13 protein-coding genes are annotated in these 13,042 nt (G+C 42.1%); 2 read left to right on the top strand and 11 right to left on the bottom strand.

All coding sequences use genetic code 11. From position 1 onward, the window contains the following. Positions 1-8: 8 nt before the first annotated feature. From ACTJKA_RS00065 to ACTJKA_RS00045, 5 genes are all read right to left on the bottom strand, one after another. Positions 9-332, bottom strand: a complete 324-nt coding sequence (locus tag ACTJKA_RS00065; protein WP_008345616.1) for a PTS sugar transporter subunit IIB — start codon at positions 330-332, stop codon at positions 9-11. Between the two features lie 12 nt (positions 333-344). Beyond that, positions 345-1,778, bottom strand: coding sequence for a glycoside hydrolase family 1 protein (locus ACTJKA_RS00060; protein ID WP_046526790.1), 1,434 nt, complete (start codon positions 1,776-1,778; stop codon positions 345-347). Continuing rightward, positions 1,775-2,839 carry a mannonate dehydratase gene (locus ACTJKA_RS00055; protein WP_171465915.1) on the bottom strand — a complete coding sequence of 355 codons (1,065 nt, stop codon included), beginning with the start codon at positions 2,837-2,839 and terminating at the stop codon, positions 1,775-1,777. Before ACTJKA_RS00055 ends, ACTJKA_RS00060 begins: the two co-directional genes overlap by 4 nt. A 15-nt stretch (positions 2,840-2,854) precedes the next feature. Then, on the bottom strand, positions 2,855-4,165 hold the full coding sequence (locus ACTJKA_RS00050; RefSeq protein WP_007497945.1) for a PTS sugar transporter subunit IIC: 1,311 nt from the start codon (positions 4,163-4,165) through the stop codon (positions 2,855-2,857). An 89-nt stretch (positions 4,166-4,254) separates the two neighbouring features. Continuing rightward, positions 4,255-6,213: a BglG family transcription antiterminator gene (locus tag ACTJKA_RS00045; protein WP_108611103.1), complete on the bottom strand. Its 1,959-nt coding sequence runs from the start codon at positions 6,211-6,213 to the stop codon at positions 4,255-4,257. 137 nt (positions 6,214-6,350) lie between these two features. On the opposite strand from ACTJKA_RS00045, the gene ACTJKA_RS00040 reads away from it, so the two are divergent. Further along, entirely contained in the window at positions 6,351-6,548 is a 198-nt protein-coding gene (locus ACTJKA_RS00040; RefSeq protein ID WP_017358669.1) for a hypothetical protein, read from the top strand. Positions 6,549-6,595: 47 nt separating this feature from the next. Here the strand turns inward: ACTJKA_RS00040 and ACTJKA_RS00035 are convergent, their stop codons facing one another. From ACTJKA_RS00035 to ACTJKA_RS00010, 6 genes are all read right to left on the bottom strand, one after another. Further along, positions 6,596-7,021 (bottom strand): YwqH-like family protein, encoded by a 426-nt coding sequence (locus ACTJKA_RS00035; RefSeq protein WP_007497950.1) that lies wholly within the window; start codon positions 7,019-7,021, stop codon positions 6,596-6,598. A gap of 284 nt (positions 7,022-7,305) precedes the next feature. Then, positions 7,306-7,572 (bottom strand): YwqI/YxiC family protein, encoded by a 267-nt coding sequence (locus ACTJKA_RS00030; RefSeq protein WP_008345634.1) that lies wholly within the window; start codon positions 7,570-7,572, stop codon positions 7,306-7,308. 37 nt (positions 7,573-7,609) lie between these two features. Continuing rightward, positions 7,610-8,035, bottom strand: a complete 426-nt coding sequence (locus tag ACTJKA_RS00025) for a YwqH-like family protein (protein WP_017358667.1) — start codon at positions 8,033-8,035, stop codon at positions 7,610-7,612. A 295-nt stretch (positions 8,036-8,330) separates the two neighbouring features. Beyond that, positions 8,331-9,737, bottom strand: coding sequence for a Na+/H+ antiporter NhaC (gene nhaC / locus ACTJKA_RS00020; protein WP_017358666.1), 1,407 nt, complete (start codon positions 9,735-9,737; stop codon positions 8,331-8,333). Between the two features lie 143 nt (positions 9,738-9,880). After that, positions 9,881-11,302 carry an aspartate ammonia-lyase gene (gene aspA, locus ACTJKA_RS00015; RefSeq protein ID WP_045033751.1) on the bottom strand — a complete coding sequence of 474 codons (1,422 nt, stop codon included), beginning with the start codon at positions 11,300-11,302 and terminating at the stop codon, positions 9,881-9,883. Between the two features lie 28 nt (positions 11,303-11,330). After that, positions 11,331-12,320, bottom strand: a complete 990-nt coding sequence (locus tag ACTJKA_RS00010; RefSeq protein ID WP_017358664.1) for an asparaginase — start codon at positions 12,318-12,320, stop codon at positions 11,331-11,333. A 206-nt stretch (positions 12,321-12,526) separates the two neighbouring features. Here ACTJKA_RS00010 and ACTJKA_RS00005 point away from each other — a divergent pair, with 206 nt between their 5' ends. Then, a complete protein-coding gene (locus ACTJKA_RS00005; protein ID WP_017368336.1) occupies positions 12,527-12,874 on the top strand; it encodes a helix-turn-helix domain-containing protein in 348 nt (115 codons plus the stop codon). Positions 12,875-13,042: the final 168 nt, after the last annotated feature.

The raw sequence follows: 13,042 nt of genomic DNA, 5'->3' as shown, positions 1-13,042 counted from the left end.
CCGATTGCTCAAGATTCATTTGCTAGTTTCAGTGCATGTTCTAGAATTTTTTCTCCATTCGCTGTTCCATATAATCTTACATTTACCACATCGACAGGTATATGATAAGGTGCCGCTGTTTTTTCTGCTGCCTTTCTCATAAAGCTAACTTGCGGCCCTAGCAAAATGACCTTTACATCGTCCCCATGCTCTTCTAATTCGTCCGCAATGGCCCCTTCAGGTATCGCATAAATTTCATAATCCAGCCCTTTTCCTTCTGCGGCTGCCTTCATTTTAGATACCACAATCGACGTTGACATTCCTGCTGCACAAGCGAGAATGATTCGCTTCATATCCCATCACTCCTATTGATAAATAAAATCTGGTTCATCCCTTAATTTCCTCGTTTGGATTAATGTCTTGTACCAGTATCCTGACGCTTTCATCTGACGATTCCGTTCATTCTCCAGCTGGATCTCTACTAATCCGTAGCGATTCTTGAATGCATTCATCGGTGAGACATTATCCGTAAAAGCCCACAGCATATATCCCTTGCAGTTTGAACCTTCTTTTTTCGCTTGAAGGGCTTTTTTTAAATGCTGACTGATAAATGAAATTCGGTACTGATCATCAATGATGCCGTCTTCGTTTTTAAACCGTTCTTCCTGCTCGACCCCCATACCGTTTTCAGCCACAAACCACTCGATATTCCCGTATTCCTCTTTTATTCTCATACCCATATCATAGACAATATTCGGATAGATTTCCCAACCTCTGAATGGATTCATTTTTCTCCCTGGGAGCTCAAATAGATCGTAATAATAAGATGGATGAAACGGTGTATTTTCGTTCCAAGCCTTGCTAGGTGCCTTAACGCGATGCGGATAGTATAAATTAAGACCGACCACATCGACTGTATGATCTTTAATGGTCTGAAGCTCTTCTTCCGTTGCATCGAAAAGAATGTCATGCTTTTTCAATACATCAAGCAGTTCTTCTGGATACTCGCCTTTAATGGAGGGATCTAAGAACACTCGATTAAAAAACAAATCATACATGCGGGCAGCTTCTTGATCATGCGAGGCAGTCGATCTCGCATACGTCACTTCTGGATTGAGAATGACCCCGATTTTTGCACCGGCTGATTCCTTCAAGCCCATTTCCTGAAACAGCTTCACCACTTTTGCTGTCGCCAAGGCTTTATGATAGTTCCACTGCATCCACTTCTTCGTATTTTGCTCGAAAGGATAACGAATAGCATCTAGATACACACGAGTCTGAACAACAATTGGTTCATTAAAGGTAAACCAATGTTTGACCCGGTCTCCATAGCGCTCAAACACCTTTTCTGCATAGAGAACAAACAGATCGACAACATGTTTAGATGACCAGCCGCCGTACTTTTCAAGCAAAACGGCAGGAAGCTCATAATGCTCTAAGCAAAACATCGGCTCTACACCCGCTTCAAGTAATTCATTGATGAAATTATCAATATAACGAGCATAGGCCTCATCTACAATTCCATTCTCGTAATCTATGAGAAACCTCGACCAATTGATCGATGTCCGGTAATGAGATAACCCAATTTCCTTCATAAGGGCTACATCTTCGGGATAGCGCTCGTAAAAATTCGTTGCTCCCGCTGGTCCGTATCCTTCGTGCCATACGTGATACCCCTCCTTATACCAAAGGTCTATATACGAATCCTGATGCGGTTTCTTCCCTTTCCAACCCTCTGTCTGCCAAGCAGAAGCCGCAGCACCTAGAATAAAGTCATTGGGTATGTCGATTTTGTTCATGTTGCCACCTGACCTTTCTTCGTGTGAATTTGAAGTCCTTCCCACATCCCTTGTAAATACATAGCTCCAAGTGCCCGGTCGTATAATCCATAGCCAGATCTGCCCGTCTCACCAAAGATCATTCGTCCATGATCTGGCCGGACATAGCCAGCAAATCCTTCCTTAAACAATGCGTTCATAATCGCTCCCATATCGAGGCTGCCTGCTGACGACAGGTGTGCTGACTCTTCAAAATCACCGTTTTCATACAAATTGACATTGCGTAAATGAGCAAAGTGTATACGCCCTTTTTTGGCATACTTTCTCGCAAGTGCAGGAACATCATTTTTCGCATTACAGCCTAGGGAACCGGAACAAAAGGTCAGTCCGTGCTGTGAGCGTTCATCGAGCTGAAGGATACGATCTATTTGTTCTTCACAACTGACAATGCGGGGTAGACCAAATATGTTCCAAGGAGGGTCATCTGGATGCAGTGCCATATTCATGTTCTCTTCCGCTGCAACTGGAAGGATATTTCCCAAGAAATAGTCTAGGTTCTCAAACAACCCTTCCGCACCCAATGCCCTGTATGCAGCCATCAACTTTCTCATTTCTTCCTGCGTATAAGACGTATCCCACCCTGGTAAGGAAAGTTGATCTTTTTCTATATCCATCTGTTCAAGCTGATGCTGAAAATAAACAAGAGTCGTCGATTGATCAGCTAGTGGGAAATCGAGCTGTGTTCGTGTCCAATCAAGGACTGGCATGAAGTTATAACAAATGGCCTTCACACCATGCCTTGCTAATCGCCGGATATTTTCTTGATAATGCTCGATATAAACATCCCGGCTAGGCTTTCCCAGCTTAATATCTTCATGGACCGGGAGACTTTCTACGACTTCAAAAGCAAGATCGTGACGTTCGATTTCCGCTTTTAAATGAGCAATACTTTCCTCCGGCCACAGATCGCCAGCCGGCACATCATAGACGGCACTGACAATCCCTTTCAAGCCGGGAATTTGCCGAATATATGAAAGGGAGACAGGATCTTCTTTGCCATACCATCTAAATTGCATGTTCATTCATGAGCCCTCCTTCTATTCTGAATCAGGTGCTGCTTCTGGCTTCCGGTTGGATAAGAGGACAAAAGGTAAATAGATGAAAACAGCGACAACAATACAGATGAGCTGTGTGATGACAGCCCCCATACTGCCAGCGGTAGACAGCCAAGCATTCACAATCGGAGGTGTCGTCCACGGCACCATCACCACCGCTTTCCCCGCAAAACCTGTAGCGGTTGCGATATAACCAATCGTACCTGTCACGAGTGGTGTAACGATAAACGGAATTGCCATCACAGGGTTCAACATGACAGGTAATCCGAAAATAACTGGTTCATTGATGTTAAACAGTCCAGGTCCTGATGAAAGCTTGGCAATGCTCCGCATCTCTTCCCTTCTTCCTGCTATAAAAATGGCAATCAACAGACCAATCGTCACACCCGAACCACCAATGCTCATATACACATCCCAAAATGGCATCGTGATAATATTTGGAATCTCTTTGCCCTCTTGAAATGCTGTCATATTCACTGCAATTGATCCTAATAACAGTGGCTCGCGAATTGGTTTAATCATTTGGTTGCCATGAATACCGATCACCCAGAAAAATTGAGCCACAAACATTAACGTTAAAATACCAGGCAGTCCCTGCACAACACTTTCAAGCGGACGCTGCACGACGTTATACACCGCTTCATGCAAATAAATGCCTGTCAGACGGTGAAACGCAAATCCGAATGAACTAATGATTGTAATCGTAATAATTGATGGGAAAAGTGAAGAAAAAGATGTCGCCACATTTGATGGAACAGAATCTGGCATCTTAATTTGCAGCCACTTCACCTCGGTAAGCTTACAAAAGATCTCTACAGAGACGATGGCAATGATCATACCCAAAAATAAGCTTTTTGGATCGGAGAATTGCCTCGCCAACACATCGACAACCTCACGCATTGATCCATCGACTTCAAGAAGAAGTGTCGTCGGAATAACGGATATAAATGAAATCAATGCCATTAATCCTGGGAATAATGATTTATGTCCATTGATTTTCCCAAGCTCAATCCCGATGAGGAACACAGCCCCGATCGTTAAAAAGTTCAGCGTGGCATAATTGATTGCCTTCATAATTGGCTGAAGCTCTGCTAAAAACCTGAATATCTCAAAATGGGCAAGCCCCGTTTCAGGGCTCATGATCATATTTGCGACCAGTACAGCAAATGCCCCCGTAATGATGATTGGCATTAATGTGACAAATGCTTGCTTAATCGCCATAATATATTTCTGATTTGTAATACGATAAGCGACATGTCCCATGACGTCGGCCGCTCTCTCTTTAAAGCTCATGATCCGTCTCCCCCTTTACAAAAACTCGTGATCATCCTCCTTTTTGATGTTATTTTAAAAGCGCTTTCATTAACATCTAATCTTTTTCCTCACAGATGCGGAAATGGGTGTCCTTTTTTTTTATCTGGCTGTTCCAACACGTGCAGCGCCACCGTCAGTTCTTCAAATGAAGCAGCTTTGATGATTTGCTCCACCACTTCCTTCTGCTCTGTCAAACGCACAAGAAATTGATAAAGTGACTGCAATTCTTTCTGATACGTCTTCTGTATACTTAACAAACAGACGACCTGTACCCGATCGTCGCCCCACAACACTGGTTTTCTCAACGTACAGATCGCACAAAACGTATCATCTGTTGCCGGTTTGATTGGGTGAGGGATTGCGACCAAATGACCGAACGACGTAGGTGACACTTCCTCTCTTTCCAGTAATAGCTGTTCAAAATCATCCGGGATTCGGTTTTGTTCTTGCAATACATTCACGAAAAATTGAAGAACCTCTTCCCTTGTTTGTAGATCTTGCTGAAAAAAAGTCATCTTCGGACTGATATATCGCAAGACCCCCATTTCTTGTGACCCCTGTACAAATCGTTTCAGCCTCAACATATCGTCTTCACTGAGGATCGTATGTACATCAATCACTGGCACAGGTAGTGTGTTCTGAAGCGGGATGGTACTAATGATCAAATCGATACTTCTCAAGTCATACGACAAAAGGTCACTGACACTTGCAGTACCAGCAATCTCTAGCCTTTCGCTAAAGGCGGCCTTCAGCTTATGGAGAAGAAGCTGACTGCTCGCGACACCCGTTGCGCACACAATCAAGCATTTTTTTCTCACAGTCTGAGTTTTTGTCCGCTCTATGGCAGCACCAATATGCAGCGCCAAATATCCGATTTCATCTTCATGAATCTCTACATTCTCTTTTTCCTTCAGCCATCTTCCCATATAGACACCTGCTTCAAAAGCAATCGGATAATGCCTTTTTATGTCTGATAAATAGGGGTTACGGATGTTCATATCATATCGGAACCGATGAATCGCTGATCTCAGGTGAAGACTTAGTCCCACAATCAATTCCTTGTCTGTCTGAATATCAAGTGACATGTGCTCTTCGACATAACCAAGTAATTGATGAGTTAAACGGAAATGCTCTTCATCAAGCATGTGAAATAGCGTGTGTCCCGTTTCTCCATACGCCATCATTTTTGCCCCCATTAAATGAATCGCAATATAGGCCATTTCAGATAATGGAAAATCTATACCGAGTACGTGACGCATATCTTCTGCCATTTGCCTCGCCACTTGAAAAGCGGGCTGTGTTTGAATGTCTTTGAGTTCTCCTTCCGGCATCATCACCAATTTTTTCTCTTCAATTCGTTTGCACGCAATGGCGATATGTGTCACTAAGTTGCTTAAACCGATCTCTGAGACATGAAGGCCGCTTGCCTTTGTACGTGAACGCACCATATCTTGAATCAATTGATACGTTTCTTCAGGTAAAAGGGCAGGGTTCGGATGCTCTTGCTGAAACACATGCTCAGCTAGACAATACCTTAATTTCATTTCATCTCCACTCAGCCTCAGTCCATATTTAGGTCGGTGTGCAACAGAAAGTCCATGTAAAGAAAATAGATGCTTGACTGCTTTCAGGTCATTTTTCACAGTAGATTCACTCACAAATAATTCCTCGGCCAATTCATCTAATTTCATATAGTCTTCGGACAATAAAAGCCTTCTCAATAAATAAGAGATACGATCCTCCGGCTGATTTGGAATAACTTGATTCTTTTTTTCATTTCTTTCTCTCATTGAGTTTTTCAAAAAAGTACGAAATGCTCCATAATCTTCGACAGTCAATGTATACCCTGCTCCACGTTTCATATGAAGTGTTGCCCCATGTACTTCTAATATTGATTTAAGCGCTTTCATATCTGTTCGAACTGTTCGTGATGTGACGCCTATCAGGCGTGCAATTTCTTCACCTGTCAGCTCCTGCTCTGCCTGCATTAACCGCCTCAACAGCTCCTCCTGACGTAGAGATAACATAGACTCCCCTCCCTTGGTCAATTACTTTTGCCTATCATCATAAACGAAAATAGAACTCTTTGCCCAGTTTTTCTTTCCGACCGGGAACTTTGTTATGGCTCAAACGTATGAATATGAAACAAGAGGAGGGATACATCATGTTTGTTATCATCATCATACTAGCTTCTTTAGGCGCCATTACCGCCCACATGTTTACACCAAAAGATAAGCGTTCATCTTCTAAGCATTCTGCACATCACAGTTCAACAACCAGTAACTATACTGATTCGTATACACATCACGCTTCTGATGCCTCCTGCGGTGGTGATTCAGGTGGTAGCGGCGGATGTGACTAAACCAAAAAAAACAGCCGCTTGTTCAGCCGGCTGTTTCGTTTATTTTATTAAAGAGCTTTCCAGCCCCGTTCAATTAAATGTTTGACATCCTTTGCAAAATCCTCGCCTTTTTCCATCACATCTTGGGCTCTTCCTGCAAAATTACTAGCGACAGCGAGTTCCATTTTTTTTAACTCAAAGTGCATAATTTTTTGGTCTATCTCCGTAATATAGGTTTCATACTCATTGTTCACAATGTCGTGCAGCACGTGATAGGCTTCTTTCCGATGACGGTGAAAGTCCGTTCCTCTCTCACCTTTCCATGACGAATCTAGAGCAGGCTTCTTGATTTCCTTTATGTCAGACTGCGCAAGATCTTGTTCTGTTCGAATATTACTTTTGGCTGTCTTTAACCGAGAGATCATTTCGTCAAATTCTGCACGTTTGTTTTCAATCCCCATATGCAGATGGTGCAGCATCTCGGATAAACTCATGTCATCCACCTCTATTAGACCTCATAAGAAAGCACGGCGTCAGCGTTTTTGAAACCGGGCAGATCATCTGCTTTTTCCAGTCCTGACATTTCTATCGTTCGCTTTCATTAAGTATAGTATAAGGTGAAAAGCCTTAGGCTTAAATAGGGAAAAGGTGTCCTTTTAACATGGTGTTTGGAAGAAAAACGGAATAATCTAAGGTCATAAATCCCGAATTATATATGAGTCTTTACGACTATATTTTACATCGTACTCAGCTACGCTATCAATAAAACGATTGGGGCTTATGATTTTGCCGCAATCGCTTCATCCTGTTCTTTTAGCGTCTTCACATTTGAGCGTGTATCCTGAACGTTTTTGATTAAGGCTTCTTTAAAGCTTGAGACCATTTCGCCCACCTCTGCTTCACGTGCCGTCCATTTGGTTACAAATTCAAGGCTGTTTTCACCAGCTTTATCTGCTGCTTTTTTCATTGTTAAAGCTTCAACTGCTTGGGAGACTTCATCTAGTTTATCCATCACTGTTTGGTAGTTTAACTTAATTTGTCCCATTATGATATCCTCCAGATTGGTTCAGCATGAAGCTCGCTTACAAGCTGCTCCATGCTTTTGAGATCAAGCGTTTTGCGTCTTCTACTGCGTCTTCTCCTTTTTCAGCCAAACGTGCGGCATCTCCAGCTAAAGAGCTGGCAAAGGATAAGGCAGCCTGCTCTGCTTCTAGTGTACTGATTTTGAATTCGATTCGGCTCACGTAGCGTGGATATTTATCGCTTACGATCGTTTGCAACGCATCATGCGCTTCATTTCGTTCTGATTTGAAATCTTGGCTCCGCTCACCTTTCCAAGAGGCCCCAAGCTTTGGCTGCTTGATTTGTTTTAGGTCTGTTTCTGCGGCATCTTGTTCACGTTCAATCTTACTTTTTGCCTTTTTGAGTCGAGCAATTTTCTCTTCGATCTCTGCCTTTTTATTTGAAATGCCACCGTTAAGGGCAGACAGCATATCCGATAAGCTCATATGGGTTCCTCCTCCTGTCAAAAATAAAAACGCTGCTTAGAGTCCCTCTAAACGAGCGTAATGGTGAATCGCACTTTTTCCAATATTGTTATTATAAGGTTCAAAGACTCATGTTTGAATAGGGATTTGTGCCCTTTTTATGGTATAAATATGCTTTCAATCTGCTTCACACCACACCTTAAGCCCTCTTTTATAGGGGGTCAAAATACACAACCACCCTTCTGGAAACACACATAGTCTTACGGTCCTAGGACAAACAAAAGCCGCCCGGGGGAGGGGCGGCTTTTGCAGTGGCTTATGATGCCGATTCTTCTGAGTCTTGTTGATTTTTCACGTACCAAATGAATTTCCCTGTATATCCGTAGATGATGGCAAGACCAATGGCAACAAAGCTCAGCCACATAAATGGTAAATAAGAGAATGTCGAGACGCCTAGAATCCCTGCCATGTAAATTCCGTTATCTGACCATGGAACCATACCAGACGTAAGTGTTCCACCAACCTCAGAGTTTCTAGATAACACACGTCTGTCTAATTTTAATTTGTCATAGCTTTTTTCCATGATTTTTGGTGTAAGAATTAATGAGACATACATTGCACAACCAAAGATATTCGCAAAGAATGCTACTACAAGTGTAGACAGTGTCACATTTCCTGCATTGTGCAATTTTTTCTCGAATGTTGCGACGATCACTTTTAACACGCCTAAGTATTCAAGAACTCCACCAAAACCAAGTCCAAGAATAATGACCACTAGAGATCCTAACATATTGACAATACCGCCACGGTTCAACAGTGTATTTAAGAAATCTACATCTGAATTAATAGAGAAGCCGTTATAAGCTGTACCAAGCGCATCAGCTGGGTTCATTCCTTGGAATGCCATCGCCCAGACTGCCCCAAGCAGTGCACCAATTGCGATAACAGGCATTGACGGTTTTTTCAATACAAGTAATAGGACAACAATGACTGCCGGAATGATCATCCAAATATTAATCGTGAATGTATCCTGCAATGCTTGTTTCAAAAACTCTACTTTATCTTGATCAATATTTCTTCCACCATACATAAATCCAGTAATTGTAAACATAATAGCCGTAATAACAAAGGCCGGTATGGATAAAACCATCATGGCTCTTACATGCGCCAGCACGTCCACTTTTGAAAGAGAGGAAGCGAGCACAGTACTATCAGATAGAGGAGATAATTTATCACCAAAATAAGCGCCAGATAAAACAGCCCCAGCTACGATCGGTAATGGGATACCCAATCCTTCACCAATCGCAATCATCGCAATACCTGCCGTTCCAACTGTACCCCAAGACGTACCAGTAGCAACAGACATAATAGAACAGATAATCAGTGTAGCTAATAAGAAGATATTAGGATGAATAAATTCCAGTCCGTAATAAATTAACGTGGGTACAACACCGCCAGCAATCCATGTACCAACAAGTGCACCTACTGCAATTAAGATTAAAACAGCCTCTAATCCATTCGATATCCCTTTTGTGATCGCATTTTGAAGGTCTTTGTACGAATGCCCTAAACGAATTCCTAAAGCAATAACCATAAACCATGAGATGAACAATGCTAGCTGAATATCTAATTTGAAGTAAAGAGTGAATGATAAAACAATTGCTAAAAATAAGCCAAGTACAGACACGACTTCTAAAATAGACGGTAGACGTGGTGTTTTCATTTTGTTTCCTCCCTTTGTGCGTGCGTTAAGCGTTTTCAAAATATTGTGAAAAAAGTGTGTCAATTCTAAAGAAAGTGAATTGCCTGTTTTTCTCTCTTTCACAGGCAATTCCACATATTAATAAAATAAAATTTTTGATATTATTATCGCTCTAGGAGCTCTGCACCGGCAATACCAGGCTTTGTCATCTCGAATGGATTCAAGATAATATCAAGTTCTTCTTCTGTTAACACATCATTTTGCAGGCAAAGATCTCTGATCGATTGTCCTGTTAAAATGGCTTCCCTTGCGATTCTAGCCGCAGCTTCGTAGCCTAAGTGAGGGTTCACGGCAGTGATCACGCCTGCACTTTTTTCTACATATTCTTTCAAACGTTTTTCATTTGCTTCGATGTCCGCTAAGCAGTGATCTGTGAATGAGCGGAATCCGTTATTCATTATACTAATAGATTGAAGCAAGTTAAAGACCAAAACAGGCTCCATCACATTTAACTCAAGCTGACCTGCTTCAGAAGCAAGACAGATGGTGTGGTCGTTCCCAATGACCTGGAATGCGATTTGGTTAATGAGCTCTGCCATGACTGGATTGACTTTCCCAGGCATAATGGATGATCCCGGCTGACGAGCTGGCAATGCAATCTCAGCAAGACCTGCACGTGGGCCAGATGCCATTAAGCGAAGGTCATTCGCAATTTTAGACATGTTCATCATGCATACTTTTAAGGCAGCAGATACTTCTGTGTATGCATCTGTATTTTGCGTCGCATCTACGAGGTGCTCTGCGCCTACTAATGGCAGTCCAGAAATATCAGCAAGCTTCTTCACGACGATTTCGATGTAGCGAGGATCTGCATTGAGGCCTGTCCCAACAGCGGTCGCACCCATGTTTACTTCATATAAATGCTGTTTTGATTGGTTGATTCGTTTAATATCACGGCTGAGCACACGGCTGTATGCTTCAAACTCTTGTCCTAAACGGATCGGAACAGCGTCTTGTAAATGAGTACGCCCCATTTTGATGACATGATCGAATTCTTTTGCTTTCTTTTGAAATACGTCATGCATGGCCTGCATCGTCTCAAGTAAAATGTCTAACTGCTTGAGCACTGCAATATGGATCGCCGTTGGGAACGAATCATTTGTCGATTGTGACATGTTCACATGTGTGTTTGGACTTAAATGAATGTATTCGCCCTTTTGATGTCCCATGATCTCGAGGGCTCTGTTTCCAATGACCTCATTGGCATTCATATTCATAGACGTTCCTGCGCCGCCTTGAATCGGGTCTACGATGAAATATTCATGGAATTTGCCTTCAATCACTTCATCTGAAGCTTGAACGATCGCATTTCCAATTCCTTCATATAAACGTCCGACTTCCATATTGGCTTGAGCTGCTGCTTTTTTGACAATGGCAAATGCTCGAATGAGTTCTTCATGCATGCGATATCCTGTAATCGGGAAATTCTCTTTTGCACGAAGCGTTTGAACACCATAATACACGTCTGCGGGAATTTCTTTTTCACCTAGAAAATCCTTCTCGTAACGATAAGTTGCTTGAACCATCTCGTATGACCTGCTTTCTATAGAATAGTTAAATCACTAAATCTTCTGCGATTGGCGTTTCCATAATCTTTTTCACTTCTCGTGGATCTGTTGTTTTACCTAATGCCCACATGAGCTTTGGCACGATGGCTTCTGTGTTCATGTTTCTTGAACGAGCAACCAGTTCTTGATTGATTTTACGTCCTACTTCATACACACTCATGTCTTCTCCTTCTTCGAGACACTGAGTGGTGATCACAACAGAAATGCCTTCTTCCAGCAATTCGTTGATTTTTTCTAAAAGATTTCTTCCTTCGAAAGGAATTCCGCCGCTGCCGTAGCTTTCAATGACGACTCCTTTGTACAAACCTTTGATTGAATCTAAAAACTCAGGCTTCAGTCCTGGATGCAGTTTTAATAAACAAACGTCTGTGTTCAAGGATGCATCTAATTTAAGCGGTTTCATTGATGATCTTTTTACTTTGCTATTGTATTCAATTTGATGATTTTCAATCGATGCAATATATGGGTAGTTAATACTTTCAAATGCATCGTAGCTTTTCGTTCTTAGTTTGATTGCGCGAGTTCCTTGAATGACTCTGCCATCAAACACGACGTATACGCCGCCAACACCGTCACATGCAAAACGAATCGCATCTGTAATGTTTTTCTTCGCATCTGTTTTCTTAAACGTAATTGGAATTTGTGACCCTGTAATGACAATTGGCTTATCAGGATTTTGCAGCATATACGATAGTGCTGCTGATGTATAGGCCATTGTGTCCGTACCATGCGTGACGACAAATCCGTCATATTGATCATAATTTTCATAAATGGCTGTTGCGATATCAACCCAGTATTCAGGCTGCATATTGGTACTATCTATACTCATTAGGGACTTTGTGTCCATTGTGTAGTCTGCATTAATTTCGTTTAAATAGCTTAAAAGGTCCTCAGCTTTAACACCTGGAGCTAAACCATTTTCACTTTCTACAGATGCAATCGTCCCACCAGTGGTTAAAAGCAATAATTTCTTCAACAGGTCCACCTCTTTCAGTAAAATTACTTCGTTTGTCACACATATTATAAGCCAGCTTGTGCTATTCTATAATATACGCTTTACGCGTACCTTCATTGCCATTATAGTCACATAACGCGAATTAATCAAGAAATTATTACGCATAACGCGTACACTCTTTGTCAAAATATGATATACTGTTGTTGTATATAAAGGAGCGTTCATGTATGATACTCGATCGTTTAACCACCCTTAGAAAAAAGAAAAAATGGTCTCTCCAGCATACGGCAGATCGCCTAGGTATCGCCAAAAGCACCTATGCCGGTTACGAATCTGGGTACCGACGACCTTCGCTTGAAGCAGTGAAACTGCTGGCTGATTTGTATGATACGTCCATTGATTTTTTACTTGGTAGAACGGACGAGCCAGAGATACAACGCAAAATCTCTGATATCAAAATTGAGCTGACGGAAGCAAAAGAAGGAACCATCCATGTAGACGGCGTTCCACTAACAGATGAAGAAATCAAACAGCTTGTTGCCTTTATTCGGGCGAAAAACACTCTGAAAGTATAAACAACACAAAAAAGAGAGGTCCCTGTCATAGAGGGACCTCTCAGATTGTTGACAAAGGGCTAAAATGAACTTTATTTTAGCCCTTTGTCTTCTTTTCAGCGTGATAGAAAACCTTTGCAGTCTAGGAAGGACGAGCATCGGCGCGGAGCGAATTTGACATTCGTGAGC

Origin of the sequence: Bacillus sp. 22190 (assembly GCF_052045575.1) — a bacterium.
GTDB lineage: Bacteria > Bacillota > Bacilli > Bacillales > Bacillaceae > Bacillus > Bacillus altitudinis.
Note: the sequence above shows the minus strand (reverse complement) of the source record. Positions and strands in the feature narration are given on the sequence as shown.

Bases quoted from the DNA above. Each gene is read 5' to 3' on its own strand.
- ACTJKA_RS00065 (WP_008345616.1), bottom strand. From the start codon at position 332: ATGAAGCGAATCATTCTCGCTTGTGCAGCAGGAATGTCAACGTCGATT.
- ACTJKA_RS00060 (WP_046526790.1), bottom strand. From the start codon at position 1,778: ATGAACAAAATCGACATACCCAATGACTTTATTCTAGGTGCTGCGGCT.
- ACTJKA_RS00055 (WP_171465915.1), bottom strand. From the start codon at position 2,839: ATGAACATGCAATTTAGATGGTATGGCAAAGAAGATCCTGTCTCCCTT.
- ACTJKA_RS00050 (WP_007497945.1), bottom strand. From the start codon at position 4,165: ATGAGCTTTAAAGAGAGAGCGGCCGACGTCATGGGACATGTCGCTTAT.
- ACTJKA_RS00045 (WP_108611103.1), bottom strand. From the start codon at position 6,213: ATGTTATCTCTACGTCAGGAGGAGCTGTTGAGGCGGTTAATGCAGGCA.
- ACTJKA_RS00040 (WP_017358669.1), top strand. From the start codon at position 6,351: ATGTTTGTTATCATCATCATACTAGCTTCTTTAGGCGCCATTACCGCC.
- ACTJKA_RS00035 (WP_007497950.1), bottom strand. From the start codon at position 7,021: ATGAGTTTATCCGAGATGCTGCACCATCTGCATATGGGGATTGAAAAC.
- ACTJKA_RS00030 (WP_008345634.1), bottom strand. From the start codon at position 7,572: ATGGGACAAATTAAGTTAAACTACCAAACAGTGATGGATAAACTAGAT.
- ACTJKA_RS00025 (WP_017358667.1), bottom strand. From the start codon at position 8,035: ATGAGCTTATCGGATATGCTGTCTGCCCTTAACGGTGGCATTTCAAAT.
- nhaC (WP_017358666.1), bottom strand. From the start codon at position 9,737: ATGAAAACACCACGTCTACCGTCTATTTTAGAAGTCGTGTCTGTACTT.
- aspA (WP_045033751.1), bottom strand. From the start codon at position 11,302: ATGGTTCAAGCAACTTATCGTTACGAGAAGGATTTTCTAGGTGAAAAA.
- ACTJKA_RS00005 (WP_017368336.1), top strand. From the start codon at position 12,527: ATGATACTCGATCGTTTAACCACCCTTAGAAAAAAGAAAAAATGGTCT.